Source organism: Pseudomonas sp. FW507-12TSA, assembly GCF_058781435.1.
This window is the reverse complement of record NZ_JBYSWT010000006.1, coordinates 172967-199921: the sequence shown is the minus strand read 5'-3', so window position 1 is coordinate 199921 and position 26955 is coordinate 172967. Positions and strand designations below refer to the sequence as shown.

The window sequence follows — 26955 nt, the reverse complement described above, 5'->3', positions numbered from 1 at the left end:
GAAGGCTGAGGATAGTAGCAACCGACACGCTTGGCTCACACAGAGATAAATCATGGACTTGATCAGCACTATCACCCATCCCGATCCCTACCGGCATTGCTATGCCGGGCTACGGGCCGGATCCGGCCTGGCCTACGACGCCGGGCTCGGGCTATGGATCGCCAGCAGCGCCGAGGCCGTGACGGCGGCCCTCGAACATCCGGCCTGCCGGGTGCGGCCCCTTTACGAACCAGTGCCGGCGGCGTTGGCGAACGGTCCCGCCGCAGCGCTGTTCGCGCGCCTGATGCGAATGAACGACGGCCCCCGCCACAGCTGCCCCCGCGCCACCATCGAGCCGGGCCTGCGGGCCATGGCCGGCATCGACCTGATGCTTGCCCTGGAACACCGGCGGCCACCGCTGGATACGCCGAGCGACGCCGCCGGAGTGCGCCGCTGGCAATTCCAGCTGCCAGTGGCGATGGTCGCCGGCTCGCTCGGCGTGGCGACAGCCCAGCAACCCGAGATCGCCCGGCGCACCGGCGAGCTGGTGGCCGGGCTGTCGCCCCTGGGCGATGCCTCCCAGCGCCAGGCCGCCCATCAGGCAGCGCATTACCTGGACCAGCAGATGCAGGCCCTGATGCAGGCCGATGCTCCCGGACCGCTGCTGCAAGCGATCCGGCAACAGCAAGGGAGCCTGGACCCGGCGGACCTGCGGGCCAACCTCGTGGGCTTGCTGGTCCAGGCCCATGACGCCTGTGCCGGGCTGTTCGGCAATGCCCTGCTGGCCTTGCTCGACCAACCGGCGCTGGCCCAGCGCCTGCGCCACGACCCGGCGCAGCTCGGTGCCTGGTTGCGCCAACAACAGAAGCTCGACCCACCGGTGCACAACACGCGGCGCTTCGTCGCCGAACCCTGCACCCTGGCCGGAGTAGCGCTGCAACCCGGCGACACGCTGCTGGTGCTGCTGGCTGCGGCCAACCACGACCCGGCCCTGCCCCCGGACCAGGACTTGAGTTTCGGCGCCGGCCGCCACCAGTGCCCCGGCCGGGACCTGGCGCTGAACATAGTCACCAGCCTGCTCCAGGCCCTGCTGGGCACGCCAGCCCTGGCCGAGCTGCGGCTACGCTGGCACTACCTACCGTCGCTCAATGGTCGGGTCCCGTGGTTCAACGATGCATCGCCGCCCCACTGAACCAGGCACCCTTGGCAGCGCCCCGGGCTTGCGGTAAAACCTGCGGCCCACGCGGTGCCCGGCACCCCGACCGATCCCGGAACAAGGAACGCCCATGCTGTTTGTAGTGATGCTGGGGGGCAAGCACCCCCAGGCGAAGATCGAGGTCCACGACGTCCAGTTCGTGGTGGCCGACTCCCTGGAAGCGGCCTACCCGCAACTGCGCGAGGGCTGGTTCGGCAGCCCCGCCGGCCTGCATATCGACTCATGGATGCAGGTCGATGGCGTCGAAGGCTACAAGCTCGAGCTCAGCCCCCTGGCCCCCGCGGCCGGTGCGCCCCGGCTGTTCTTCATCAACCTGGGCGGCTACGAGAGCGCCACCTTCGGCGAAGCCCATCGCTACTTGCTGCTGGTTGCCTCGGACAAGCAGCAAGCCAAGGCCAAGGCCAAGGCCAAGCAGCAGATGCTCGCCCATTGGCACAAGGCCCATACCGATGCTCTGCTGGATGTCGACGACTGCCTGCCGATCGACCTGTTGCAAGGACGCTACGTGCACCTGGTGCCAGGCCCGCACCGGGGCATAACGCAGCACAATGACTACATCATCCTCGGCTAGGCCGGTAGCGGCGGCCTAGGCTGGCGGCGCACCGGGCACCAGATAGTCCAGGGCCAGGTCGTCGATCGGCACCACCCGATCCAGCAGGTACTGGCGCAAGCAGGCAATCCGCTCCTGCTGGAGGCTGCCGCGCAACCACACCAGGTAGTAACCGTCTCCCGAGGCCACTGCCCGGGGGAACGGCAGCCCCACCCGACCACGCCGAATGTCCTCGGCCACCAGGTGCAGGTCGCCCACCGACAGCCCGTGCCCGGCCATGGCGGCGGAAATCGCCTGGTCCAGGGTGTCGAAGACCGTACCCCGGTCCAGCCGCAGCGCCTGTGCCAAGCCCTGCTCCGGCTGGGCCTGCAGCCAGCGGCGCCAGTCGCGGCGATCCGCCGAGGGGTGGATCAGCTCGGCCTGCGCCAGGCGCTCCAGGGTCCAGGCCGGCGCATCCGCAGGTTGCGGCGCACCGATGGGGATCAGCCACTCGTCGAACAGCTTGCAAGCCTCGACCCCGGCCCCGAAGTGGCCATTGCCCAGCAGGATCGCGCAGTCGTAGGGCTCGGCGTGCAAATCCGCATGATCGAAATCCATCCACACGCTGGCCAACTGCACCGGCAGCTCCGGGCAGTCGCCCTTGAATTGCTCCAGTACCCGCAGCAGCCAGCGCATGGTCAAGGTCGAAGGCGCTTTCAGGCGCAGCTGGCCGCTGTTGGCGCGCAGGGGCAGGCAGGCGTCCTCGATGATCCGAAAGCCGCTCTTGAGCTCCCGGGCCAGGCGCTGGCCGACGTCGGTCAGCACCAGCCGCGGCCCATGACGCTCGAACAGGCGGCAACCGAACTGGCTCTCCAGGGTACGGATATGCCGGCTGATGGCGCTCTGGGTCAGGGACAGCTCCTCCGCCGCACGGGTGAAGGAGCTGGAACGAGCGGCCACTTCGAACGCACGCAAGGCATAGAGCGGCGGCAGGGACTCGACCATCGGCGGGCACTCATCATGATAAAAAATCATAGTAGGTCATAGCTTTTTGCGTTTTTCAACGCCGGCAAAAGCCCCCAAGCTGCGCGCCTGTCAATTGCCGGGAGCCTGGTCCGTGGAGCTGAATCTGTCGTTGTTGCTGGTCTACATGCTGAGCGTGCTGATGCTGGTGGCGACCCCGGGACCGGTGGTGGCGCTGATCATCAATACCAGCATGAACGCCGGCCCGCGCCAGGCGCTGCTGACCGCCGTGGGCACCAACGCGGCCTCGCTGCTGCTGGCCCTGGTGGCGGTGCTGATGCTGACCACCGGCCTGTCCCTGGACCCGCGCCTGATCAGCTGGGTCAGCCTGCTGGGCTGCTGTTTCATCGGCTGGCTGGCGCTCCAGGGCCTGCGGGAAGCTGCTGCTGCGCCCGGCAGCGAACCTGAGGCCGCTAGCCCACGGCGCCGTGGCCAGGGCCTGGCGACCGGCTTCCTGGTGGGGATCGGCAACCCCAAGGACATCATCTTCTTCGTCTCGTTCTTTCCCCAGTTCATCCAGGTCGGGCGCTCCCTGCAGCACAGCGCCCTGCTGCTGACCCTGGTCTGGGCGCTGATCGACTTCGCCGTGCTGGGGGCCTACATCCTCGTCGCACGCCAAGGCTTCTCACTGAAGTACAAGCGCCTGGTCACCGGCTTGTCGAGCCTGGTACTGCTGGGCGTGGCACTGGTGGGGCTGGTCTATTCGGTGCTGGAGTTGCTGCGCCCGGCGGCCTGAGACGTCAGACGCTGCGCAGCTCCAGGGTCAGGTGCGCCAGCCCGGGCACCGGCGCCAGCCGCCCACGCAGGGCCTCGGCATTGAGGGACGCGCGGGCCACCACGCTGACGATCGCCGCCCGTGCCCCGGGGCCCACCTGCCACACATGCAGGTCGACGATATTGGCGTCTCCCGGCGCTTCCACCGAACGGCGGATCTGCTCGGCCACCTGCTCGTCGCTGGCATCGAGCAGCACCGCGGCGCTGGACTTGATCAAGGTGTAGGACCAGCGCGCGATCACCAGGGCGCCGACGATGCCCATCGCCGGATCGAGCCAGACCCACCCCAGGTAGCGCCCGGCCAGCAAGGCGACGATGGCCAGTACCGAGGTCAGGGCGTCGGCCAGGACGTGGACATAGGCCGAGTGCAGGTTGTTGTCACCATGGCCAGCGTGCTGCCTTTGATGTTCGTGATGTTCGTGATGTTCGTGATGATGCCCGTGGGCGTGGCCGTGATGTCCATGCCCGGCCCCCAGCAACCAGGCGCTGAGGATGTTCACCGCCAACCCCACCACTGCAATCAGCGTGGCTTCGGCAAAAGCCACGCTGGCCGGCTGGAACAAGCGCACCAGCGACTCACCGGCGATGCCCAGGGCTACCAGGCCAAGGATGATCGCCGAAGCGAAACCCGCCAGGTCACCGACCTTGCCGGTGCCGAAGCTGAAACGGCGATTGCCGGCATTGCGCCGGGCAAAGCCATAGGCCGCCGCCGCGATCCCCAGGGCCCCGGCATGGGTCGCCATATGCAGCCCGTCGGCCAGCAGCGCCATGGAACCGGTGAGATAACCGGCGAGGATTTCCCCCACCATCATCACCACCGTCAGCACCACCACCCACAAGGTGCGCCGGGCATTGGCATCGTGATCGGCACCGAGGAACTGGTGCTCATGGGCCAGGCTCGCGGCCTGTTGCGACAGGTTCATCATGGGCTCCTACTTGGAATAACGGCGAATGGCTTGCAGCAGTTCATCCACACCCTTGGCCCGCTCGGCATCGCTGAGCTCGGGGTGAGCCACATGTTCCAGGGCATGGGCCTGGATGATCTCGTCCAGCAAACCGTTCATTGCGCCGCGGCTGGCGGCCACCAGATGCAGGGTCGTGGCGCATTCGGCACCGTCCTGCAGGGCCCGTTCGATGGCCTGGACCTGCCCGAGAATGCGCCGGACGCGCTTGAGCAACTGCTCCTTGCGCTCATGAGTGTGCGACATACCTATACCCCCTATACCTATATGGCGAGCATGCTGCGCCCGGATCGGCCGTTGCGCAAGTCGCTATCGCCGCAAACCTTTGCGCTCCCGGGAGACCGCCGACCAGCGGCATGGCCCGGCAGAAAAAGCTGCTGTTCGTCACACTGCGTGGATTAACATAGCCAAGTGCCATCCCTTCTCCAGGATCCTCTCTTCCATGTTGCCCAGCATCCGATGATTGCCGTCTGGTCACTGCTCTGCCTGACCTCGCTGCTGGCCCTGCTGGTGCTCTGGCTGTTGCGCCGCGAGCGGTCGGCCCAGGCCCAGCTGCGGGCCTACCGGGAACTCAGCCAAGGCCGGCCCGACACCGTCGAACGCTTCGAGCGCAGCCAGTACTTCGCACGGATCGGCACCTGGGACTGGGAGGTCGATACCCAGCACCTGTACTGGTCGGAAGCCATCTACGACATGTTCGGTTTCAAGGTCGGCGAAGTGGTGCCCTCCTACGAACTGTTCTGCTCTTGCGTGCACCCAGAGGACCGCGAGCGGGTGCGCGCCGGCGAGCTCCATTGCCTGCGCACCGGCGACAACCACGATGAGCAATACCGGGTGATCTGGCCCGACGGCAGCATCCACTGGCTGCGCGAGACCGGCAACGTGGTGCGTAACGGGCACAACGCCACGGTGAAGATGATGGGGGTGGTACGCGATATCACCGACGAGAAGGTTTCCACTCGCCAGTTGCAGCGCCTGGCGCACTTCGATCCACTGACCGGCCTGCCTAACCGCCTGATGCTCGAACAGCGCCTGTCACGAGCCCTGGAACAGGCGCGCCTGGACCAGACCCGGGTGGCCCTGGTGTTCGTCGACCTCAATGGCTTCAAGGCGATCAACGACCAGTACGGCCATGCCATCGGCGACCGCGTACTGAGCGTCACCGCCCAGCGCCTGCAGGGCGTGCTACGCAGCAGCGATACCGTGGCCCGGATCGGCGGCGACGAATTCGTGGTGATTCTCGAAGGCTTGTCGCCGGCGCTGGACCTGGCCGAGGAAGCCGGGCGCATTGGCGAGAAGATCTTCAGCCAGCTGGCGCCGCCGGTGGAGGTCGACGACCGCCGGCACAGCGTGGGCAGCAGCCTGGGGGTCGCGGTGTTTCCCGACCACGGGGCACGCATGGACCAACTGCTGCACGTCGCCGACCTGGCGATGTACGAGGCCAAGCGCAGCGGCAACAACCAGTACCGCCTGGGCCAGTGAAGCCGCGGCTCAGCGCCGCAGCAGGCGTTCACCCAGATAGGCCAGGGCTCGCTGGAACAGCGGATGCCATTGCTCCGATGGCGCCTCGGCCAGGGGATGCCAGAAGAAGCTGAACTCATGGCCGCCGTCATCGCCACAACGGTGGCTCCAGGATTCGGCCAGCGCCTGGATCACCCGGCATTCATGGAAGGCCCAGACCTGGCCGGGGAATCCGGAATGCCAGATGCCCAGCGGGCGCACCGCGATGCCCTGGACCCCAGCCTCCTCCGCCAGCTCGCGGACCGCCGCCGCGGCCGCCGCCTCACCCGCCTCGATGCTGCCCTTGACCAGTTGCAGGCCAGCCAATGGGTGCCGAAAAGCCAGGATTTCCAGGCCTGCGCCCTGGCGCAACACCACGGGGCAGGCCTTGTTCGCCTGCATGTTCACGCTCCCTGGCTCAGTCGTCGCGGGTCAGCACTTCCAGCAGTTCGATCTCGAACACCAGGTTGGCGTTGGCCGGGATCGAGCCCACGGCACGCTCGCCATACCCCAGGTGCGCCGGCACCAGCAGCTTGCGCTTGCCGCCCACCTGCATGCCCATCAGGCCCTGGTCCCAGCCCTTGATCACCCGCCCGGTGCCGATCACGCACTGGAACGGCTTGCCGCGATCATAGGAAGAATCGAAGCTGCTGCCGTCCTCCAGGAATCCGCGGTACTGGGTGGTGATCAAGGCGCCCTTGACCACGGCCTTGCCGTCGCCCAGCTGGATATCGATCACCTGCAACTCATCGCTCATGCGTGTTCATCCTTCAACCATCGCCCCGATGCGGGGCTGCGGGCGGCTTTTTCGCAGAATTGCCCGGGCTTGGCAATCACTGGGCTTGTCGCCGGATAACGGTGGCGGTCTCGTTGAAGATGCCAGCCAGTGCCGCGTCGAGTTCATCCGGCACCAGCAACCCGGTGTCCCAGCGTATTTCCAGGCTCGGCAGGGAACGACACCAGGCCACCGCCTGGGAGAAGTGCAGGGTCAGTTGGCCCGGCGCCAGCAGCAGCTGCTCGATACCGCCGTAGCCGGATACACCCTGGCCCCCAAGCTCCACATGGTAGGTAGCCATGCCCAGTGCCTCGTCCTGCTCGTCGAATTCCTCGGCACGCTGCAACAGCAGGTAATGCGTGGGCTGCGCAGGGTCGTCGGCCAGGCCGAGGATATGCACCCCGTCTTCGGTATAGGCGCTATAGGTGTTGGCGTGAAATTCCAGGTTCATCCTTTGCTTTCCTTGTGCATTCGGTCTGGCCGTCACTGACGCAGCAATCCGTGTTCATAGTCCAGCCAGCCCTGCTCGCCGAGTTCCTGCAAATAATCCAGTACCTGGTCCAGGGATGCCTCGGCCGGCACGTTGAGTGCGTAGAACCAGCGATGCAGCCCTTCCCAGCTGCAACCCAGCGCCACCAAGTGCTGCAGGACCTGTTGCGCCTCGTCGTGGCCCGGTTCGTGGAACACCAGGCGCAGGGTGCTGTTGGTGCTTGCGCGGATCACCCGCTCGAACCATTTCAGGCCGTCATCCGCCACCCGTACCTGTACCTCGTCGCCCCAGCACAGCTCGCGGGAATAGAAGGGAATGTTGTCGATCCGGTAGTGCCCGCAAGACTGGAGCCGGGCCCAGACGCCTTCGCTGGCAACCGGCGGGTAGTCGTCGACCACCGTCAGCCGGAGCATGATCTTGTCCATCGCCAGTCCCTAGTTGTGCGAAATGGGAGCGCTTTTTCGCAGAATTGCCCGGACCTGGCAACCATCGGCCGCAAGTATTCCGTTACCATGGCCGCCCCCACGCCCCACCTCGATAAGGACATCCATGGCCACCGCCGATATCGTCACCCTGGCGCTGCTCGCCCTGCTGGCGCTGTACCTGTTCAGCCTCTACAACCGCCTGACGATCCGCCGCACCCGCCTGCGCAACGCCTTTGCCCAGATCGAAGTGCAGCTCAAGCGCCGCTATGACCTGATTCCCAACCTGCTGGAAACCGTCAAGGGCTATCTGCAGCACGAACACACCACCCTCACCGCCCTGGCCCAGGCCCGCAACACCGCCCGGGACAGCCTGCAGGCAGCGGCCGCCGAGCCTGGCGACCGCGAGAAGATCCTGCGCCTGGGCCAGGACCAGGGCGCCCTGGACCAGGCCCTGGGCCACCTGCACCTGAACCTGGAGGCCTATCCGCAACTCCAGGGCTCGCAGAACATGGCGCAGTTGAGCGAGGAGCTCACCAGCACCGAGAACAAAGTGGCGTTCGCCCGCCAGGCCTTCAACGATGCGGTGACCGACTACAACCTGTGCAAGCAGCAGGTGCCGGCGCTGTTCTTCGCCCGCTTGCTGGGTCATCGCAGCGACGCCACCCTGTTGCAATTCAGCGACAGCGCGCTGATTCAAGACGCCACCCGGATCGCCTTCCAGTAAAGCGGCCCCTACCCTGCGGATGTTTGCATGAAATTCTTTCAACACCAGGCCCAGGCCCGGCGCCGCACCCTCAAGCTGCTGTCGTTGATGGCCTTGGCGGTGGCCAGCCTGACCGCCCTCAGCAGCCTTGGCCTTGGCTGGCTGTGGCGCGAGCTGAACCAGGAATCCGGGCAGCCCAAGGTACTGAACTGGCCCCTGGTCGCAGTGGTGGCCGCCCTTATCGTCCTGGTGGTGCTGCTGGGCAGTTGGTACAAGACCTGGCGCCTGCGCGCCGGCGGCAAGGTCATCGCCGAGCACCTGGGCGGACGCCTGGTCAACGGCGCGGCGCGCAACAGCGATGAACAGCGGCTGCTGAACATCGTCGAGGAAATGGCCCTGGCTTCGGGCACCACGATGCCTGCGGTGTATGTACTGCCCGAAGAGGCGATCAACGCCTTCGCCGCCGGTCTCGACCCGCACCAAGCGGTGCTGGGGGTGACCCGGGGCGCCCTCTCCCGGCTTGAGCGCGATGAGCTGCAAGGCATGGTCGCCCACGAATTCAGCCACATCCACAACGGCGACATGCGCCTCAACACCCGGCTGCTGGCGGTGATCCACGGGCTGCTGCTGTTCAGCCTGGCGGGCGTGCTGGTGCTGCGCCAGGCCGAACGCGAGCACCTGGCCAGCGACCGCCACCGCTTCATCTGGCAGATCGTCTTCGCCGTGCTCGGCCTGGCCCTGCTGATCCTGGGCTCGCTCGGCACCCTGCTGGGCAACCTGATCAAGGCCGCCATCGGCCGCCAGCGCGAATTCCTCGCCGACGCCTCGGCCGTGCAGTTCACCCGCAATCCCCAGGGCCTGAGCGGGGCGCTGAAGAAAATCGGCTGCTGCACCGCCGGCTCGCGCCTGAAGGCCTTCAACGCCGCGCAATACAGCCACATGTATTTCCACCAGGGCGTGCAGTCGCGCCTGAACCGGCTGTTCGCCACCCACCCGCCGCTGGCCGAGCGCATACGGCGCCTGGATCCACAGTGGGATGGGCGCTTCAAGCCGCTGTAAATGCGCTACCAGAGGGCAATGTCGTAAGTGATGTAGAGGCGGTTGCTGTCGCGCCCACGTGAGTAGTCGGAGCGATACACGTAATTGCGCAGCTTCACTCCCAGCCCTTTGAACGAGCCCTGCTGGAGCGCATAGGCCAGTTCGCTGTCGCGCTCCCACTCATCGACGCGGGTGCCGGACTTGCCGTCATTGCCGCTCAGGTAGCGGGAGCTGAAGGTCAGGCCGGGAACACCCAGGCTGGCGAAGTTGTAGCCATAGCCGAGCATCCAGGTCCTCTCGCCCTCCTCGATGAACTTGCCGATCCCGGCATTACTGAAGGAGTAGACCGTGGCGCCGCTGATATACGGCAAGCCGGCATCGCCACTGAGGCGCTGGTAGCCGCCGCCAAGGGAATGCCCGGCGATCGCGTAGGTCAGCTGGCCGCTGAACAGGCGGTTGGCGATCTTGCCGTCGAACGCCGCGCCTGAATCGGCGCTGCGAAAGTAGCGCAGGTCGCTGGTCAAGGTCCCCTGCCCCAGCGCCAGCTCATGTTGCAGGCCGACAAAGTCCTGCCGATAGAAGTTCTCGAGTTCGCCATGGAAATAGCTCAGGCGCAGGGTCTTGCTCCATTGGTATTCGGCCCCGCCATAGCGGAAGTCCCCGGACTGGCCGCCGCTGTAGCCGTCGGGCACCAGCCCCACGCTGTCGGTGGAGTCGCGCAGTTTGAAGCGCTGCAGATAGCCGCCGGTCAAGCTCAGGCCGTCGATATCGGTGCTGGTGAGCTGGGTGCCGTGGTAGGTCTGCGGCAACAGCCGGGCATCGTTGTAGACCAGCAACGGGGTCTTGGGCAGCAGGGTGCCGTACTTGAGCGTGGTCTTGGCCAGCCGCACCTTGGCCGTGGCGCCGGCACTGGCGAATTCGCCTGCGGCGCGCCCATCGTCGTGCACCGGCAGCAGCCCCGTGCCACTGCGGCCCTTGCCGGAATCGAGGCGCACGCCCCACAGCCCCAGGGCATCGATCCCGAACCCCAGGGTGCCGGGGGTGAATCCGGACTGATAATCGAGCAGCAACCCATGGGCCCATTCGGTGCGCTCGCTCTTGGCCGTGCGCGCAGCCTTGGCGCTGAGGCCGTGTTCGTCGCGGAAGTTTTCGTTGAAATAGACGTTGCGCAATTGCAGCTTGAGGCTGCTGTCGTCGATCAAACCCGCGGCCTGGACCAGGCTCAGGGGCAACAGGCTCAGGCCGGGAACAAGCATTACGCGGATCAGCAAATGGCTCATGTCGTACTTCTCGTTGTTGTTATTCAAGGCGCAGGTCGCCAGACGCCCCGCCAGCAGGCGCGCCAGACAACGAAAGTGGGCTTTGAACGAGTCAGGCGAACAAGGTCAGGGCGCCGGTCAACAAGGCCAGGGCCATGATCACCAGCGAAGTCAGCACCGCCCACTTCACCGTGGCTTTCTGGAAGTCGCCGATGTCGCGATCCACCATGCCCACCAGCAGCAAGGTCGAGGCCACCAGCGGACTCATCAGGTGCACCGGCTGGCCGAGGATCGAGGCGCGGGCGATTTCCAGGGGAGAAATGCCATAAGCCGCCGCCGCGTTGGCCAGGATCGGCACCACGCCGAAGTAGTAGGCATCGTTGGACAGGACAAAGGTCAGCGGCATGCTGGTAACCGCTACCACCAGCGGAAACAGATGACCCCAAGACGGCGGGATCCAGTCCACCAATGCCTGGGCCAGGGCATCGACCATTCGGGTACCGGAAAAGATCCCGGCGAAGATCCCGGCGGCAAATACCAACAAGACCACGGTCATTGCATTGCCTGAGTGGGCAAGAATGCGTTCTTTTTGAATATCCAGCCGAGGGTAATTGATCATCAACGCCAGGACGAAACCGAGCAGGAACAACACCGCGGAGTGCATCAGGCCCGACACCAGCGCCGCCATGACGGCCACAACCAGCAGCAGATTGACGTAGGCCAGCTTCGGCCGCTTGTACGGCGTGTCTTCGAGAATCGCCTCGATGTAGCAGTTACCGCCCCCACTTTGCAGATGGACGTTGCCGATGCGCTTGCGCTCGGCCCGTCCCAGCAGGTAGGCAGTGAAGACTACCCAGGCCGCGCCACCGATCATGGTCGGCAGCAACGGCACGAAATACTCGCCGGCATCCAGGCCCAGCGCCGCGATGGCACGTGTCGCAGGACCTCCCCAGGGAGTCATGCCGCTCATGATGCTCAACGACAGCATGGAAATGGTGGCGAGGATCATCGGGTTCATGCCGATGCGCTTGTACAACGGCAGCATCGCCGCGCAGGTGATCATGTAGGTGGTAGTACCATCGCCATCCAGGGCCACCACCAGCGACAGCAAGGCGGTGCCCATGGCGATCTTGGTCGGATCGCCGTTGACCTGCTTGAGAATCCTGCGAATCAATGGGTCGAACAATCCGGAATCGATCATCAGGCCGAAAAACAGAATGGCGAACAGCAGCAGCGCTGCCGACGGAGCGACCATTTTCAGACCGTCGAGCATCATCTTGCCGGTACTGTCCGCAAACCCGCCGAGCAGCGCAAAGACAACCGGTACCACCGTCAGGGCGACGATGGGCGACAGGCGTTTGGTCATGATCAGGAAGGTGAAAACCACCACCATGGCGAGGCCGAGTAACGCGAGCATAAGTCGATTCTCTTGTTTTTATGGTGAGCATGGCCGGCATGCAGGCGCACGGCCGCCGTGGCGCCGGGCAACCATTCGGGGACCCGGCACAAACTCTTGAACAGATGCATTGGGGGACAGCGCAACCGTGGTGCTGATCAGACCGAACTGGGGCGCCAGTAAGGTTTTCCGGTTTTCATCGGGATGGGAATTCGCCGTCCGGCATGCGCGGCACGGCCTGACGACCGGCCCGCAGCAAACGGATCCTCAGGTGGAGCGATTCGACATGGTTCATGGCATCACCTGTTCTTGGAATTGTTCTGGTGCGAAGCGCACCAGCGACAGCCTTGGCTAGCCGTCCAACGATTGTGAAGCCGGTACATAGACATAACCGGAGAACAATCGCCGGGCGGTACGAACCACCGAGGCACGAAGGATTCCCTGGGGAGCTTCGGGGTAGGACAACAGCACATCGATACCTCCGCTGGGGTGCTCGATACGGACCTTTTGCAAGGGCGGCTCACTGACTCCGCCCAAGATCTCGGCCACGACACTACCAGCCGTGACACAAGCGGTAGCCAGGCCGATGGCGCCGGTGATAGCCAGGGCCCGATGGCAGTTGTGGGGCATGAAATAGCGCACCGCCAGGGTGCCCCCGGCCTGGGCCCGGGACACCAGCACCGGCTTGGGAATCACCTTGTCACTCACATCCCCCAGGCCCATGGCTACCCCGGCATGCAGGCGCAGGCTTTCCAGGCGCTGCAAGAATTGCGGGTCGGCATCCAGTTGCGCCGGACTTTCATCACCGCGCTTGCCCAACTGGGCGGCTGGCACCAGTACCATCGGCATTGCCATGTCGATACATGTCACAGTCAGCCCGTCGATCAGGTCCTGGGGCTGGCCGGTGGGAAACAACTGGCCAGTCTTGCTGCCGGCAGCATCGAGAAATGTCAGGGCCACTGGTGCCGCACGGCCCGGCACGCCGTCGATGGCGGTATCGCCTTCATAACTGACCTGGCCATCGGGCGTCTGCACCTGGGCAATAACGAGAATGCCGGTGTTGAGATTGCGAATCCGCACCTGAGTCACAGCGCCCATGGCCCTGACCAGTCCTTGCTCTATCGCGAAGGGTCCAACGGCGCACAGCATGTTGCCGCAGTTGGGCGCGGTATCTACCCGCCGCTGAGACACCATGACCTGGACGAACAGGTAATCGACATCGGCCTCCGGGTGCAACGATGGGCTGACGATCGCCACCTTGCTGGTCTGTGGGCTGCCACCGCCGATACCATCGATTTCCAACTCGTGACCGGACCCCATCAGGTCGAGCAATAGTTCATCACGTTCAGCAATGGCCAGGGGCAGATCCCTGGCCAGGAAAACCGGCCCTTTGGAAGTGCCGCCGCGCATCAATACACAAGGAATTTTCTGCATGAATACTGACTCTTGTTGATCAATCAAGGAAATTAATGTCCTTGAAGCAAGAGTGTCAGGATTCAAATAGTGTTTCCAATGCAAATATCAGAGCTATTATTGCGATAAACGCATCAATTAAATAATGTGCATCACTACATTCCCTAGCCCCCATCTTGAGAGAACCTCATGGAATATGAGCTCCAGGACATAAGATCCTTCGTGAAAATCGCCGAACTTGGAAGTTTTCATGAGGCGGCCGATGCCTTGCACCTGTCACAGCCAGCCCTGAGCCGACGCATGAAAAAACTCGAAGAAGGCCTGGGCACCGCTCTCCTCGACCGCACCACCCGTAAAGTCAGCCTGACCAGCGTTGGCCGTGACTTCTTGCCCAAAGCCAGGCGCTTGCTGGATGACTTCGACGACTCGATCCTCAACATTCGCGAATTGGCGCAGCGACAAATCGGCCAGGTGACCCTGGCCTGCATCCCCACGGCAGCCTTCTACTTCCTGCCGTCGGTCATCCGCCTGTATAACCAGCGCTATCCGAAAATCCGTATCCGCCTGCTCGATCTCAGCGCCAACGATGGCCTGGAATCGGTGTTGCGAGGCGAGGTGGACTTCGGCATCAACATGATGAGCGGCCAGCATCCCGACATCGAGTTCGTGCCCCTGGTCAACGAACCCTTCGTGCTAGCTTGCCGGCGCGACCATGAGCTGGCCGGACGCAGCTCGGTAAGGTGGGCCGAACTCAGCGATCATCGCCTGATCGGAGTCGGGCGCATGAGCGGTAATCGCATGTTGCTGGATCATGCTTTGTCCGGATTGAGCTGGCGTCCGCAGTGGTTCTATGAGGTGCAGCATCTGTCCACCTCCCTGGGACTGGTGGAAGCCGGCCTGGGGATTTCGGCAATGCCAAGCCTGGCCATGCCGGCCGCCGACCACCCCACGCTGGTGAGCATTCCCCTGACCGATCCCGTGGTCAATCGTACCTTGGGGCTGGTTTACCGACGTGGCGCGTCGCTATCGCCGGCAGCGGAAAAATTCGTCTCGATCCTGCGCGAACAATGGCCTCACTGACCCAGGAGCAAGCGCTATCCATGCCACACGGCACTTGGGCAGACGTGCCTTGACGGCAGCACCGCCAGTCTCAGAACATCCACGCCGTTTTTGTTCAAGCGCTGCCAGGCGACATCCCAGCGCCCCGTTCTACCAGGAGTCCCCCCGATGCCCCATGAAGGCAACCTGCTACAAGCCGCCGTCGTGTTTCTCTGCGCCGCGGTCGTCACCGTGCCCCTGGCCAAGCGCCTGCAACTGGGGGCCGTGCTCGGCTACCTGCTGGCCGGGGTGCTGATCGGCCCGTCGGTGCTGGGCCTGATCGGCAATCCCCAGAGCGTCAGCCACATCTCCGAGCTGGGGGTGGTGCTGTTGCTGTTCATCATCGGCCTGGAGCTGTCGCCGCGACGCCTGTGGGTGATGCGCAAGGCGGTTTTCGGGGTCGGCCTGGCCCAGGTGCTGCTGACCGGGGTAGTGATCGGCAGCGTGGCGCTGTTCCTCTTCGGCCAGACGCTCAACAGCGCGGTGGTGCTGGGCCTGGGCCTGGCCCTGTCGTCCACCGCCTTCGGCCTGCAGAGCCTGGCCGAACGCAAGGAACTGACCAGCCCCCACGGGCGCCTGGCGTTCGCCATCCTGCTGTTCCAGGACATCGCCGCGATCCCGCTGATCGCCATGGTGCCGGTGCTGGCCGGTGTCGATCACCACACCAGCAGCGCCGAGGACCTGCGCCATGGCTTGCAGGTACTGGGCAGCATCGCCGTGGTGGTGGTCGGTGGCCGCTACCTGCTGCGCCCGGTGTTTCGCATCGTGGCCAAGACCCGCTTGCCGGAGGTCTCCACCGCCACCGCATTGCTGGTGGTGATCGGTACCGCCTGGCTGATGGACCTGGTGGGCGTGTCCATGGCCCTGGGCGCCTTCCTCGCCGGCCTGCTGCTGGCCGACTCGGAATACCGGCATGAGCTGGAAGCCCAGATCGAACCCTTCAAGGGCCTGCTGCTGGGCCTGTTCTTCATCAGCGTCGGCATGGGTGCCAACCTCAGCCTGCTGCTCAGCGCGCCCTTGGCCGTGCTGGGCCTGACCCTGCTGCTGATCGGCCTGAAGCTGCCGCTGCTGTTCGTGGTCGGGCGCCTGGCCGGTGGCCTGGACCGCGAGCATGCGATCCGCCTCGGGGTGGTGCTGGCGGCGGGCGGTGAGTTCGCCTTCGTGGTGTTCAAGATCGGCCGCGACCAGGGCCTGTTCGACGCGCGCCTGCACGACCTGCTGGTGCTGACCATCACCCTGTCCATGGCCCTGACCCCACTGTTGTTGCTGGCCTGTTCGCGCCTGCTCAAGCCCAAGCCGAAACCCGTGGAGATGCCCGCCGAATACCGCCGGATCGACTCCGACCAACCGCGGGTGGTGATCGCCGGCATGGGTCGTATGGGCCAGATCGTGGCGCGTATCCTGCGGGCGCAGAAGGTGCCGTTCGTGGCCCTGGACACCTCGGTGGAGACCATCGAGCTGATCCGCAGCTTCGGCGGCGGCATCCCGGTGTTCTATGGCGACCCGTTGCGGCCGGAAATCCTCAGCGCTGCCAAGGTCGGCCAGGCGGAGTTCTTCGTCATCGCCACCGACGACCCGGACACCAACATCAAGACCGCCGAGCAGGTGCGCAAGCTCTATCCGCACCTGAAAGTCATCGCCCGCGCACGTAACCGCCAGCACGTGCACCGCCTGGTGGACCTGGGCGCCCAGGCCGTGCGGGAAACCTACTACTCGAGCCTGGAGATGAGCCGCCGGACCCTGATCGGTCTCGGGCTCAGCCAGGTCCAGGCCGACTCGCGGATCCAGCGCTTCACCCAGCACGACCAGCAATTGCTGGCCGCCCAGCATGAGGTGTACGACGACGAGGCCAAGGTCATGCAGACCGCCCAGGAAGCCCGTGCCGAACTGGCCCGCCTGTTCGAGGCCGACGAAGAGGACGAACGCCTGGAAGAGAACCTGCTACCGCCGATGCGCTGAAGCACTCTCCTGACAGATTCTGTCAGCCGCCCGGTCTAGATTGGGCGGCCTCCCTCCCCTGACAGGAAACCTCGATGAGCGACGCTGCCCCTGCCCTCAAGGAAATCTTCAACCAGCGACGCCTGGTGCATATCGCCGACGCCATGCGCGAGGTGTATCCGGCGTTCGACCACCCGGGCTTTCTCAAGCGCGCCAGCCAGGGCCTGGCCGAGCTCTCGGTGATGCAGCGCCTGGCGCGGGTCAGCGACAGCCTGCACCAGGTGCTGCCCGGGCCCTACGAACACAGCCTGGAACTGCTGTATGCCCTGGCGCCACGGCTCGACAGCCGCTTCGTCTGCATGTTCCTGCCGCACTTCGTGGCCAGCCATGGCACCCATGACTTCGCCCGTTCCATGGCGGCGCTGAAGTTCTTCACCGGTTTTGGCTCCTCGGAGTTCGCCGTGCGCCCGTTCCTGGTCAACCAGCAGGCGGCGACCCTGGAGCATATGTACGACTGGTCGCGCGATCCGGACGAACATGTGCGCCGCCTGGCCAGCGAAGGCAGCCGCCCGCGCCTGCCCTGGTCATTCCGCCTGGAACGCCTGCAGGCCGAACCTGGGCTGGCGGCGCCGATCCTCGAGCGACTGCGCAACGACCCCAGCCTGTATGTGCGCAAGTCGGTGGCCAACCACCTCAACGACATCACCAAGGACCACCCGCAGTGGGTGCTGCAACGCCTGCAAGACTGGCCGCTGGAGCAACCGCATACGGCCTGGATCGTCCGCCATGGCCTGCGCAGCCTGATCAAGCAGGGCGAGCGCCAGGCCCTGGCATTGATCGGCGCCGGGGCCCGGGCCGAGGTCCAGGTAAAGCACTTCACCGTCACGCCTGCGGCCTTGCGCCTGGGCGAGCGCCTGGAGCTGGCGCTGGAACTGGTTTCCGGCAGCTCGCAGCCCCAGCGCCTGGTGGTGGACTACGCCATCGACTACATCAAGGCCTCGGGCGCCACCAGTACCAAGGTGTTCAAGCTCAAGACCTTCACCCTGCCCGGCCAGGCGCGCCAGGCACTGGCCCGCCAACAGCAGATCCGTGAATTCACCACCCGCCGGCACTACCCCGGGCGCCACCTGGTGCACCTGTTGGTCAACGGCGAACGGCTGGCCAGCGCGCACTTCGACCTGCTGCCCTGAGCCCCTCTCAATCCACACAAGGAAGACCTCGTGGCAATCATCAACAGGTGGGCCAAGTCCATCGCCAAGGTGCTGGAAAGCAGCTTTGCGGTGAGCAGCAGCATCGCCGACCACAAGACCATCCTGGGCGACGCCCGGGAGAGTTTCATCAGGGATGTGCTGCAACGCTTCCTGCCGCGCAATATCAGCATCGGCTCGGGGCAGATCGTCGATGCCGAGGGCGGGATCTCCAAGCAGATCGACCTGATCATCTACCGCAACGACTTTCCCATCCTGCGCACCTTCGGCTCGGCCGACGTGTACCTGATCGAAGGCGTGGTGGCCACGGTGGAGGTCAAGTCGCAGCTCAACGAAACGCAGTTGTTCCAGGCCCTGGAGAACGGCAAGTCGGTGCGCAACCTCAAGGTGTCGATCACCCGGGAATCCATGGACCATTACAGCCAGTTCATGTACCGCAAACCCTTCGCCGACCTGCCCCCGGCGCAATCCTTCTCGGTCCGCGACCAGTTGCTGCCGCCAACCTACATCTATGGCTACAACGGCTATACCGCCGGCAGCCTGGACAAGCTGCGCCAGAGCCTCAACACCTGGCACCGCGAGCCCCTGGCCCAGGGCGAGCAGGACGTGATCCTGATGCCGGAGGTGATCGCCACCCAGGGCTGCGTGACCCTGAAGAACCTCAACAACATCCTGGGCCTGCCCCGGGTTGCCGGCGAAGAGCTGGAGGCCTGCCGCCAGGCCTTCAACCGGGTGCTTGGATTCAACCTGGACAAACGCGAGTTCCTCGGCTATTTCCGCGAGCGTGACGACCAGGGCTTCGACTACGGGATCGGCCTGAAAACCTGCGATTCGCCCCTGCAGTTCCTGATCTCCAGCCTGCTGCAGACCCTCACCAGCCGGGTCGGTCATCCGCAGTTGGGCAGCACCGCGATCCAGTACGACCTGGGCCGTTATCACTTGAGCGAAGAGATGGAAGGTGGCTGGTCGGGCGCCGCAGTGAACCTTACGCGCATCAGCGACCCACGGCTGGACTTCGCCCGGGCCAACGGCTTCTGAAACCTGCGTTGCGGCCACATGCAACTCGGCCGCAGCGCGCCGGGCTTCAGTCCTTGGCGGTCGTGGCCGGCAACGCTATCAGGTGGTCGTCGCAGCCAAAGCCCACCACGTGCTCGCTGCCCCAGGACACCTCCACCACCGCAATGCACGGGTCATAAGACTCGCCCACCAGGCTGCCATCGGCCTTGAACACCCGCAGGTAGCCACCGGTGGAGTAGCGCGAGCTGTCGCCATCGCCGGGCATGGTCATGGTCGGAATCCAGGCGCGCCAGCTGAACAGCCGGTACTTCTGGTAGTAGAAGGCCCGGTCGTCACTGTAGTAGCGGTCCTGGTAGGGCGTGCCGTAGTAGAACCAGCCATAACCCTTGTACGCCAGGAATACGGCCAGTACCGCGCCGAGCAGGCGTTTGCTGTGTTTCATCGAGGTCTTTCCTTGTACCGAGGAGAACTTCAGGGCTGGGTCACGCCGAGCATCCGCAGGCAGGCCTGGACGATGGCCTCGGCCAGGGCCTGGCCATCTTCCTGGCGGGCGGCGATCACGTCATCGGTGGCGCCGTGCACCCCGGCATAGATCAGCGAGGCGATCACCGTCGGCTGTTCCAGGGGCCAGCGACCGGCCTGCCGCCCTCCTTCGAGGATGCCCTGCAACTGCTGCAGGATCGCATTGCGCTCCGGGTTGCCGCGCCCATGGTGGTGATGGTTGGGGTAGACGATGTCGTGCAGGCGGTAGGTGGCCAGGTAGGCCTGGACGCTGGCGCGGATCCAGCTACTGACCTTCGCCACCCAGTCATCCTCGGCGCAGGCCGCCACCGCCTGCTCCAGGCAATCGAGGAAGTCCCGGGTGTAGCGTTCGCCCAGGGCCGCCAGCATGTCGTTCTTGGATTGGAAGTAGTGATAGAAGGTGCCCTTGGCCACCCCGGCGCGCTCGACGATCTGGCTGATGGTGGTGGCCTCCACTCCCTGTTCCAGGAACAGGCTGCGGGCGGCGCCCATCAATTCTTCCAGGCGCACTTCGGCGGGTTTGGTCCGCGGCTGCGGCAAGTCGCTGGCAGGTTCCTGGGCCTTGTGGCGTTTCACGATCATGAACGATTCCGGGCGGTGGCGAGGGCCGCCAGTCTAGGGCAATTGCCGGGCAAAAGAGAGTTGAGAATATTTATCATTTTCCATTGACCGACGGTCAGTCGAAACACTAACCTGAGTGCCTCGCCCCTCTCCAGCCCTCCACGGGAGATGTTTGATGGAACGCTATCGTCGCCCGGCCCTGGTGGCCGCCGCCTACCTCGGAACCTTCCTCGCCTCGCTGGACATCAGCATCGTCAACGTCGCCCTGCCGACCCTGCAACAGGCCCTGGCCACCGACCTGGCCGGCCTGCAATGGGTGGTCAACGCCTATGCCATCTGCCTCTCGGCCTTCATGCTCTCGGCCGGCCCCCTGGGCGACCGCTTCGGCCACAAGCGCTGCTGGCTGGCCGGAGTGTTGTTGTTCACCCTGGGTTCAGCGCTCTGTGCCCTGGCCCAGGAGCTCGGGTTGCTGCTGGCCGGGCGTGCGGTCCAGGGGCTGGCCGGGGCACTGCTGATTCCCGGGGCGATGCCGATCCTCAGCCACGCCTTCCCCGACCTGCGCCAGCGGGCCCATGTCATCGGCGGCTGGTCGGCGTTCAGTGCCCTGGCGCTGATCCTCGGCCCCTTGGTGGGCGGCCTGCTGCTGGAGTCCGTCGGCTGGCAGAGCATCTTCCTGATCAACCTGCCCATCGGCCTCCTCGCCCTGGCCCTCGGGTGCTGGGGAATCAGCGAGCGCAAGCACCCGCAGCACGCTGCCCTCGACCCGCTGGGCCAGGCCCTGAGCGTGTTGTGGCTGGCGGCCCTGACCTATGGCCTGATCCTCGCCGGCGAAGAAGGCTTCGCCAGCCAAGGCCCCCTGCTGACCTTGCTGGTGGCCGCCGCGGGGCTGCTGGCCTTCACCCTGGTGGAGCGGCGGGTGCAACGGCCGCTGCTACCCCTGGACCTGTTCCGCCAGCGCCCGTTCGCCGTGGCCAACCTGGCCTCGTTCATCCTCGGTTTTTCCAGCTACAGCAGCTTGTTCTTCTTCTCGATCTTCCTGCAGCAGATCCAGGGCTGGTCCGCTGCCGAGACCGGCCTGCGCATGCTGCCGCAATTCACCGTCACCGGCCTGGTAGCCATCGGCTTCGGGCGCATCAACCAGCATGTGCCCCTGTCCTGGCTGATGGTGGCCGGCTACGGCCTGGTTGGCCTGGCCATGACCGCCATGACCCTGTTCGACGCCCACACCCCCTACTGGCTGGTGGGCTCGTTGCTGGGGCTGCTGGGCCTGGGCATGGGCCTGGCATTGCCGGGCACCGGCCTGACGGTGATGGCCTGCGCCCCGCCGGAACGCGCCGGGATCGCCTCGGCCAGCATGAATGCCCTGCGCCAGACCGGCATGAGCATCGGCATCGCCCTGCTCGGCAGCCTGATGGGCGCCCGGGCCATCCAGGTGCTAGGCGAATCGGCTCGGGCCAGCGGCATGGCCAACGCCGGCGAACTGGCCCGCCAAGCGGTGACCGAACACCAGTTGCCACTAAACAACCCGCTGTTCGGCGAGCTGTACCGCACGGCCATGACCAGCGGTTTGCACCTGGCCATGCTGCTGGCGGGTGCCTCCAGCCTGCTGGCCATGGGCTTGCTGCTGGCTATTCGCCGACAGCCCCGCGCGAAACACGCGGAGCAGCCCGCAGGGCATGGCAACGCCCTGCCCCAAGGGGGCGAGAACAGGTGAACGATGCCCATTGTCCGGGGCTTTTCTCCTCGTCTAGTATGGTTGCCGGACCGCGCGTGCCACCTGGGAACGTGCCTTGCAGAACAATAAGAAAAACGCCATCGCCATGCCTGCATCCCGCCCCGTCGGCGCCTATGTGCGCCGCCTGAAGCTCAGCCCCTTGCTCGAGTACCTGCAAGAGCGGCAGCTGCGCCTGCCATCGCCCTGCCAGGCCCGGTGGCAAGGGCTCAAACCCGCGGACCATATTCCCCTGGATCAATACCTGGGCTTCTTCGAAGAAGCGGCCCGGACCCTGGACGACCCGCTGCTGGGCGCGCGCATCGGCCTCGCCAGCCGCTCACCGGTACTCTCGCCGCTGCGCGAGCTGTTCCTCAACGAAGCGACCCTGCACGGCGCACTGTTGGAGCTCAATCTCAGCACCACGGCCCTGCAGGGCGGCACCCGCACCCAACTGCGCATCGACGGCGAGCAGGTACAGATCAGCTACCAGTTACCCGCCTACCCGGCCAGGGCCTGCCGCCAGGATGTGGAGTTCAGCCTGGGCATGCTGATCCATGTCTTGCAGTTGCGCCTGGGACAGGACTGGCGGGCCCAGCGGATCGACCTCTGCCATGCACTGACGGCCAAGGACCGCGAGGCCCTGGGCGGGCTGCTGGATTGCCCGGTGCGGGATGCCGCGCCCAGCAACGGCATCGTCTTCGCCAGCCATTGGCTGGATCACAGGTGCCCCGGCCAGGGCTGCGATGCCGACGTCCTGCTGTTCTTTCGCGAGCACGTCCAGGGCCTGTGCGCCGAACAACACAGCGGCAGCTTCCATGAGCGGGTGCGGCGCCTGCTGGAACGGCAATTGGGCGAACAGCCGCCGTCCCTGGAGCGCATCGCGCGTCAGCTGTGCCTGTCGCCACGCAGCGTGCAGCGCAAGTTGGCCCTGGAACAGGTGGTGTTCTCCGAGCTGCTGGAGCAAGTGCGGCACAGCCTCGCCCTGGAACGCATGCGCCATCCCGGCACGCGGATCGACGAACTCGCCGACAGCCTGGGATACGCCGACAGCGCGGCGTTCTCCAAGGCTTTCAAACGCTGGACCGGGGTGCCGCCGCTGCGCTATCGGCGGCAGTTCCTCTAGCCGGCCCGGCTCTTCAGAGCGGCGAGATGCCTTCGGGATACGCCGTCTCGCTCAACAGCCGTACCTGCGCGCCGATGGGCACGTTGAACCAGGCCCCATCCACTTCGCCCAGGGCCATGCCGGTATTGCGCCAGGCCCTGGTGTCGAGGACGAAGACGATCGCCACATCCACCGCCTTCTCGCGAAAGCTCACCAGGTACAGCTGGTCGCGCAGCTTGAAGTAGCTGGCCTCGTCGCAATCGCAATCACCATGGCGCACGCCGCCATGGATCTGATAGGCGTACCAGCGACTGTTGAGATAGACATGCTCCACCGCCGTGTCCTGGCTGTAGAGATTGAGCACGCGCTTGCCGATCAGCTCGTCGCTGCGCTCGGGCGGTGCACCGGCCGGCCGGCCATCCAATCCGGCGTGATGCAGCGCCTGGCCGACGTTGGAGGCCAACCCGCGAGCCTTGCGCTCGGTATCCAGCCAGGAATGCACCAGCAAGGCCCGGGATCGCTGCTCGTCGATGATCACCACCAGGCTCTGGCGCTGCGCCGCCGGCAATGGCAGGTCGATGAAAAACAGCCCGGCACAGGCCTGCACCACGTTGGCTTGCCCGCCCCCCGCCGCCAGTGCCAACGGCAGGCCCTGCCAACGGGCCTCGCCCTGGTCATCGAACGCCAGCTCGCCCCGCTGCTCGGCGAACCCCAGGACGAAGCGCCGCCCGCGCAGCGCCGGGCTGTCGGGCAGGCGGTTGAGGCGCAACTGCGCGGCAAAGTCATCGAATCCGGGAAGCGCCTGTTCCAGCGGGTTCATGGCCGCACCTCCCGCTGCTCGCCAGCCAGGGCTTGCTGGATCAGCCGCTCGCTGAGCGTCCACAGTTGCCGGGCCTGGGCGACATCACGCACCCGGGGCATGACGCCCAGGTGATCCAGGGGATCGGCGTTGCTCAAGGCCACCTGGCAATCCTCCAGGTAGTAACCGCCACAGCCCTCCAATTGCGGATGCAGCAGGGCCCAGAGAATGCTCGCCGCACCCTCCTCGGTGCTCTTGCGCCGGGTCAACTGGCGCAGCCCGGGCTGGCGTTCGAGCAAGGGCACGAAGTCGGCGTCGGTCAGGTGATTGTGCAGGTTGGTCCCGGCCACCACTCCGGGGGCCACCGCCAGGGCGCGGATGCCCTCCTCGGCCAGGTGCTGGTCCAGGCCCACGGCGAACAGCACGTTGGCCGACTTCGACTGGCCATAGGCCGTCCAGCGATCGTAGGCCCGGTGCTCGAAGTTGGGATCGGCGAAATCGATGCCCGCCAGGCGATGGGCGCCCGAGGTCAGCAGCACCACCCGGGCAGCGGCCGCCTGGCGCAGTAACGGCAACAGCCGGGTGATCAACCGATGGTGGGCGATATGGTTGATGCCGAACTGGCGCTCCAGGCCATCGTCGGTACGAGCGAAATCGGTGGCCATGATCCCCGCACTGGCGATGACGCCGTCCAGGTGCGGCAACTGCTCCAGCAGCCTTGAGGCCAGCCGCTCGACGTCGCGCAATGACTCCAGGCGCACCGCCTCGAAGTGCAGCGACTGGCTGCCGGTGGCGGCCCGCAGCTCGGCCAGGGCGGCGTTGCCGCGTTCGGCGCTGCTGCCCAGCACCAGTACCCGGGCGCCACGGGCAGCGAGGCAGCGGGCGCATTCCTTGCCCAGCCCCGAAGTGCCGCCGGTCACCAGGTAGATCTTGCCGGAGAGGTCCAAGTCCCGGACCAGGTCCCAGGCTCGTGTATGGGTATCGAATGACATGTTGCTACTCCTTCCTTCATTGAATGAACAGGCTGGCGTCCAGCTCCAGGGCCGCACCGGGTGCCTCCAGGGCCTTGACCCAGAGCAGCGCCACGGACAGCTGCAACGTCGCCACGGGCCCCAGCTCACGCTGCAATTGATGGCTGAACGCTTCCAGCAAGGGCTGGCTCGCCGCGGGGCCGGCCTCGATGCCGGGACACTTGAGCAACACCTGCAAGGCCGCCGGCTGGCCACCGGTGTCGAGGCGCCTGGCCAGGGCCCCCGCCGCCTGCTCCACGCTCGCCAGCGACAAGCTGCCGGCCTCGCCGCACGCCAGGCTGAACCAGGTTGGCCGCGGGGCTTGCGGGCGCAAGGCCAGGCCATCGATCTCGATCTTGAAATCCTCCAGGACCATGCCGTGGCCACGTAGCACGCACAGTTGCAGCGCCTCGGCCACCCTGGCATCGGCCCGCTGGCGCACAGCCTGCGTTACCAACTGTCGGGCGTGCTGCGGGTCCTGGTCGGCGCGCAGGTACAGGGTCAGGCGGGCCAGGTCGGAGCAGTCGGCGTCCAGGGCCCGGAGGCTGTCCTGGATCTTGTCCAGGATCACCTCCACCTGCTCCGCCAGACCGGGACGGACCTGCAGGTTATCGGCGCTGAAGCCACGCTCCGGCGCCAGCAGTTCCAGGGCCTCGAAACCGGTGAGGAACACCTGGCCGCGATACTCCAGGGCCCGCGCCACATCCATCGGCAGGTCGTCGAACAGGGCCCGCCGTGCCGGCGTGGCATGCCTGGCGAATACCGCCTCGAGCGCCACCAGCGCCCCTTCCCGGGACAGGTGTGGCACCCGGAAAAGGGTGCCGACGCTGGGCTCCCGGACCAGCCCGGGGGCCAGGGCATGGCACTGGCGATGGAATGCCTGGATCGCCGCCAGCGGGTCCACGGCGCCATTGCGAATGGCGATGCTGTGCTTGAGCATCGCACCCAGGCTCAGCCCTCGTTCGGCCAGGGCTGCAGCCATGGTTTCGAGCAAGGCGGCAAGTTGCTGTTCCAGGTCACCGTCCACTGCCGCCTGTTGCCAGTTGCAGAAGATCAGGTCCTGGGTTTGCACAAGGTTCATCGGGACTCTCCTCAAGGGATCAGTGGCGCCAGCCCAGCAACGGGTCGAGGGCGAAGTTCAGGCCCAGGCCGAACAACCAGCCGCTGGCCGGACGCTGTTCGGCGAAGGGGTTCTGGAAGCGACTGGGTTGCAGCACGTAGTTGATGAAGGGGTCCAGGGTCACGCCGCTACCCAGGACGAAGCGCCCATTGAGCTCGGCGACGAAACTGTCCCGTGGCTGCTCGTAGGCACTGCCCGAGAGGCGTCCGGCATCCTTGAGGCGGGCCTGGAAGTCCTTGCTCACGCGAAACCAGCTCAGGCGTGCACCAAGGCTATCCAGCGGGCGGCCCGGAATGACATTGAGGGCATTGACCCCGATGAAGCCGAAGGCATCCACCCCACCGGTGACCCCGGGAGTCAGCGACGAGCTGAGCCCGCCTTCCAGGGTCAGGCTGCGCGGGTTGGTATCGAACGGGCGGCTGCCACCGTCGGCGCGGTACACCGTCTTCTGCCAATTGAAGAGAATGCCGTCGGCATGCTCCTGGACCTTGGGCGCCGAGCCTCGGTCGAGCAAGGTCGAGGTACCGGCCACCGTGCGGCTGGGGTTGGGCTGTTTCTTGGTGGAGCGATACAGGGCCAGCTCGAAACGACTGGGATAGAGCGCCTCGCCAAAACGGGTCTGGGTGCCGACCTGGGCCAGGAAGAAGCGCCCGTCGTGGCGTTCCTCGCGCCAGTTCCAGCCGGACTCGAAGGGGATCTGCCCATTGAGCAACCAGCCACCCACCTGGGCAAAGCGGTTGTCGTCGAAGTTGTAGCGGGCCGTGGCGCTCCAGTAGGCGAACGGATAGGCGAACACCGAGCCGTTCATCAGCGTCAGCGGGTTGAAACAGGTGAACACGAAGGCACAAGCCGGCTGCATGAATGAGGTCGCGGGGTTGCTCCGGCCCAGCTCCAGCTTCAGGGCATCCTCCAGCAGGCGCTGTTCGTAGGACAGCTGCACCAGCCGCGCCTTCTTCGGCACGAAAGGCGCCACCGCGCCATAGATGTCCCCCAGCGCCGGACCGTAGTCGACATTGCTGGCCACCGGCGCATAGCTCTGCTTGAGGTGCACGCTGGCGCCCTTCACGCCCAGCAGCTTGTGCAGGTCGAAGTCGGCCGCCAGCATCAGGAACAGATTGTTCTGGTCCTGGCGACGCCCCACGCCGTAGGTGTTGTACAAGCTGTACCAGCTACCGAAGCCGTGCACGGCGATACCCTGGGCGTCCAGCTGTTCGCCAAGGCTCGGTGCCCGGGCCGGTGCGGCCGGGTTCGCGACCGTGCCGGGCTGATCCGGGCCGGCCAGCGCGCACCCGGCCCACAGGGCGCAGCACGCCAGCACAGTCCCACGTTGGACGAAGAATCGATTGTTGTTATTGGAAGGATTCATGGTCGGACCTGTATGGGC

General features: G+C 65.6%; 28 protein-coding genes. 12 read left to right on the top strand and 16 right to left on the bottom strand.

Annotated features, from left to right (window positions below; translation table 11 throughout):
• The first annotated feature begins 52 nt into the window (after nucleotides 1–52).
• Both AC3WK8_RS08465 and AC3WK8_RS08460 read left to right on the top strand, forming a co-directional pair.
• Nucleotides 53–1171: a cytochrome P450 family protein gene (locus AC3WK8_RS08465; protein ID WP_103323843.1), complete on the top strand. Its 1119-nt coding sequence runs from the start codon at nucleotides 53–55 to the stop codon at nucleotides 1169–1171.
• A 94-nt stretch (nucleotides 1172–1265) separates the two neighbouring features.
• Complete coding sequence (locus tag AC3WK8_RS08460; protein WP_103323844.1) at nucleotides 1266–1766, top strand: DUF1543 domain-containing protein; 501 nt, start codon at nucleotides 1266–1268, stop codon at nucleotides 1764–1766.
• 15 nt (nucleotides 1767–1781) lie between these two features.
• Here the strand turns inward: AC3WK8_RS08460 and AC3WK8_RS08455 are convergent, their stop codons facing one another.
• The gene (locus tag AC3WK8_RS08455; protein WP_103323845.1) at nucleotides 1782–2729 is read right to left on the bottom strand and encodes a LysR substrate-binding domain-containing protein; all 948 of its coding nucleotides are present in this window, start codon (nucleotides 2727–2729) and stop codon (nucleotides 1782–1784) included.
• A 118-nt stretch (nucleotides 2730–2847) separates the two neighbouring features.
• Here AC3WK8_RS08455 and AC3WK8_RS08450 point away from each other — a divergent pair, with 118 nt between their 5' ends.
• On the top strand, nucleotides 2848–3483 hold the full coding sequence (locus AC3WK8_RS08450; protein WP_031321526.1) for a LysE family translocator: 636 nt from the start codon (nucleotides 2848–2850) through the stop codon (nucleotides 3481–3483).
• Nucleotides 3484–3487: 4 nt separating this feature from the next.
• On the opposite strand, the gene dmeF is transcribed toward AC3WK8_RS08450, so the two are convergent.
• Together dmeF and AC3WK8_RS08440 are read right to left on the bottom strand one after the other, a co-directional pair.
• Complete coding sequence (dmeF, locus tag AC3WK8_RS08445; RefSeq protein ID WP_103323846.1) at nucleotides 3488–4444, bottom strand: CDF family Co(II)/Ni(II) efflux transporter DmeF; 957 nt, start codon at nucleotides 4442–4444, stop codon at nucleotides 3488–3490.
• A 9-nt stretch (nucleotides 4445–4453) separates the two neighbouring features.
• Nucleotides 4454–4729, bottom strand: a complete 276-nt coding sequence (locus AC3WK8_RS08440) for a metal/formaldehyde-sensitive transcriptional repressor (protein ID WP_022643861.1) — start codon at nucleotides 4727–4729, stop codon at nucleotides 4454–4456.
• Nucleotides 4730–4942: 213 nt separating this feature from the next.
• Between AC3WK8_RS08440 and AC3WK8_RS08435 the strand changes: the two genes are divergently transcribed.
• Nucleotides 4943–5965, top strand: coding sequence for a sensor domain-containing diguanylate cyclase (locus AC3WK8_RS08435; protein ID WP_103323847.1), 1023 nt, complete (start codon nucleotides 4943–4945; stop codon nucleotides 5963–5965).
• Nucleotides 5966–5974: 9 nt separating this feature from the next.
• Here AC3WK8_RS08435 and AC3WK8_RS08430 read toward each other — a convergent pair whose 3' ends face one another.
• From AC3WK8_RS08430 to AC3WK8_RS08415, 4 genes are all read right to left on the bottom strand, one after another.
• Nucleotides 5975–6385: an NUDIX domain-containing protein gene (locus AC3WK8_RS08430; RefSeq protein ID WP_085596508.1), complete on the bottom strand. Its 411-nt coding sequence runs from the start codon at nucleotides 6383–6385 to the stop codon at nucleotides 5975–5977.
• A 16-nt stretch (nucleotides 6386–6401) separates the two neighbouring features.
• Nucleotides 6402–6740 (bottom strand): FKBP-type peptidyl-prolyl cis-trans isomerase, encoded by a 339-nt coding sequence (locus tag AC3WK8_RS08425; RefSeq protein ID WP_022643858.1) that lies wholly within the window; start codon nucleotides 6738–6740, stop codon nucleotides 6402–6404.
• 76 nt (nucleotides 6741–6816) lie between these two features.
• Nucleotides 6817–7209: an Imm10 family immunity protein gene (locus tag AC3WK8_RS08420; RefSeq protein WP_103323848.1), complete on the bottom strand. Its 393-nt coding sequence runs from the start codon at nucleotides 7207–7209 to the stop codon at nucleotides 6817–6819.
• 32 nt (nucleotides 7210–7241) lie between these two features.
• A complete protein-coding gene (locus AC3WK8_RS08415) occupies nucleotides 7242–7673 on the bottom strand; it encodes a DUF4265 domain-containing protein (RefSeq protein ID WP_103323849.1) in 432 nt (143 codons plus the stop codon).
• A gap of 124 nt (nucleotides 7674–7797) precedes the next feature.
• Between AC3WK8_RS08415 and AC3WK8_RS08410 the strand changes: the two genes are divergently transcribed.
• Nucleotides 7798–8397, top strand: coding sequence for a LemA family protein (locus AC3WK8_RS08410; protein ID WP_085596511.1), 600 nt, complete (start codon nucleotides 7798–7800; stop codon nucleotides 8395–8397).
• Nucleotides 8398–8424: 27 nt separating this feature from the next.
• On the top strand, nucleotides 8425–9435 hold the full coding sequence (locus AC3WK8_RS08405; protein ID WP_103323850.1) for a M48 family metallopeptidase: 1011 nt from the start codon (nucleotides 8425–8427) through the stop codon (nucleotides 9433–9435).
• A 5-nt stretch (nucleotides 9436–9440) separates the two neighbouring features.
• Here the strand turns inward: AC3WK8_RS08405 and AC3WK8_RS08400 are convergent, their stop codons facing one another.
• The 3 genes from AC3WK8_RS08400 to AC3WK8_RS08390 form a co-directional block, all read right to left on the bottom strand.
• Nucleotides 9441–10694, bottom strand: a complete 1254-nt coding sequence (locus AC3WK8_RS08400) for an OprD family porin (RefSeq protein WP_103323851.1) — start codon at nucleotides 10692–10694, stop codon at nucleotides 9441–9443.
• Between the two features lie 91 nt (nucleotides 10695–10785).
• The gene (locus AC3WK8_RS08395; protein WP_085596513.1) at nucleotides 10786–12090 is read right to left on the bottom strand and encodes a CitMHS family transporter; all 1305 of its coding nucleotides are present in this window, start codon (nucleotides 12088–12090) and stop codon (nucleotides 10786–10788) included.
• A gap of 330 nt (nucleotides 12091–12420) precedes the next feature.
• Nucleotides 12421–13503, bottom strand: coding sequence for a 4-oxalomesaconate tautomerase (locus AC3WK8_RS08390; RefSeq protein WP_085596514.1), 1083 nt, complete (start codon nucleotides 13501–13503; stop codon nucleotides 12421–12423).
• 168 nt (nucleotides 13504–13671) lie between these two features.
• Between AC3WK8_RS08390 and AC3WK8_RS08385 the strand changes: the two genes are divergently transcribed.
• From AC3WK8_RS08385 to AC3WK8_RS08370, 4 genes are all read left to right on the top strand, one after another.
• Nucleotides 13672–14562, top strand: coding sequence for a LysR family transcriptional regulator (locus AC3WK8_RS08385; protein WP_085596515.1), 891 nt, complete (start codon nucleotides 13672–13674; stop codon nucleotides 14560–14562).
• A gap of 147 nt (nucleotides 14563–14709) precedes the next feature.
• On the top strand, nucleotides 14710–16539 hold the full coding sequence (locus tag AC3WK8_RS08380; protein WP_053136130.1) for a monovalent cation:proton antiporter-2 (CPA2) family protein: 1830 nt from the start codon (nucleotides 14710–14712) through the stop codon (nucleotides 16537–16539).
• A gap of 74 nt (nucleotides 16540–16613) precedes the next feature.
• Nucleotides 16614–17708 carry a DNA alkylation repair protein gene (locus tag AC3WK8_RS08375; RefSeq protein WP_103323852.1) on the top strand — a complete coding sequence of 365 codons (1095 nt, stop codon included), beginning with the start codon at nucleotides 16614–16616 and terminating at the stop codon, nucleotides 17706–17708.
• Nucleotides 17709–17738: 30 nt separating this feature from the next.
• Complete coding sequence (locus AC3WK8_RS08370; protein WP_103323853.1) at nucleotides 17739–18764, top strand: DUF6602 domain-containing protein; 1026 nt, start codon at nucleotides 17739–17741, stop codon at nucleotides 18762–18764.
• Between the two features lie 46 nt (nucleotides 18765–18810).
• On the opposite strand, the gene AC3WK8_RS08365 is transcribed toward AC3WK8_RS08370, so the two are convergent.
• Both AC3WK8_RS08365 and AC3WK8_RS08360 read right to left on the bottom strand, forming a co-directional pair.
• Nucleotides 18811–19185: a hypothetical protein gene (locus AC3WK8_RS08365; protein WP_103323854.1), complete on the bottom strand. Its 375-nt coding sequence runs from the start codon at nucleotides 19183–19185 to the stop codon at nucleotides 18811–18813.
• Between the two features lie 29 nt (nucleotides 19186–19214).
• Nucleotides 19215–19847 carry a TetR/AcrR family transcriptional regulator gene (locus tag AC3WK8_RS08360; RefSeq protein WP_103323855.1) on the bottom strand — a complete coding sequence of 211 codons (633 nt, stop codon included), beginning with the start codon at nucleotides 19845–19847 and terminating at the stop codon, nucleotides 19215–19217.
• 154 nt (nucleotides 19848–20001) lie between these two features.
• Between AC3WK8_RS08360 and AC3WK8_RS08355 the strand changes: the two genes are divergently transcribed.
• Both AC3WK8_RS08355 and AC3WK8_RS08350 read left to right on the top strand, forming a co-directional pair.
• Nucleotides 20002–21540 (top strand): MFS transporter, encoded by a 1539-nt coding sequence (locus AC3WK8_RS08355; protein WP_103323856.1) that lies wholly within the window; start codon nucleotides 20002–20004, stop codon nucleotides 21538–21540.
• A 106-nt stretch (nucleotides 21541–21646) separates the two neighbouring features.
• Nucleotides 21647–22663: an AraC family transcriptional regulator gene (locus AC3WK8_RS08350; RefSeq protein ID WP_146043230.1), complete on the top strand. Its 1017-nt coding sequence runs from the start codon at nucleotides 21647–21649 to the stop codon at nucleotides 22661–22663.
• Nucleotides 22664–22676: 13 nt separating this feature from the next.
• On the opposite strand, the gene AC3WK8_RS08345 is transcribed toward AC3WK8_RS08350, so the two are convergent.
• The 4 genes from AC3WK8_RS08345 to AC3WK8_RS08330 are packed head-to-tail and all read right to left on the bottom strand — an operon-like array spanning nucleotide 22677 to nucleotide 26937.
• Entirely contained in the window at nucleotides 22677–23462 is a 786-nt protein-coding gene (locus tag AC3WK8_RS08345) for a MoaF C-terminal domain-containing protein (protein WP_103323858.1), read from the bottom strand.
• On the bottom strand, nucleotides 23459–24433 hold the full coding sequence (locus AC3WK8_RS08340; protein ID WP_158091417.1) for an SDR family NAD(P)-dependent oxidoreductase: 975 nt from the start codon (nucleotides 24431–24433) through the stop codon (nucleotides 23459–23461). Before AC3WK8_RS08340 ends, AC3WK8_RS08345 begins: the two co-directional genes overlap by 4 nt.
• A 16-nt stretch (nucleotides 24434–24449) precedes the next feature.
• Nucleotides 24450–25532: a hypothetical protein gene (locus tag AC3WK8_RS08335; RefSeq protein ID WP_158250047.1), complete on the bottom strand. Its 1083-nt coding sequence runs from the start codon at nucleotides 25530–25532 to the stop codon at nucleotides 24450–24452.
• 19 nt (nucleotides 25533–25551) lie between these two features.
• Nucleotides 25552–26937, bottom strand: a complete 1386-nt coding sequence (locus AC3WK8_RS08330; RefSeq protein ID WP_103323859.1) for a carbohydrate porin — start codon at nucleotides 26935–26937, stop codon at nucleotides 25552–25554.
• Between the last annotated feature and the right edge of the window lie 18 nt (nucleotides 26938–26955).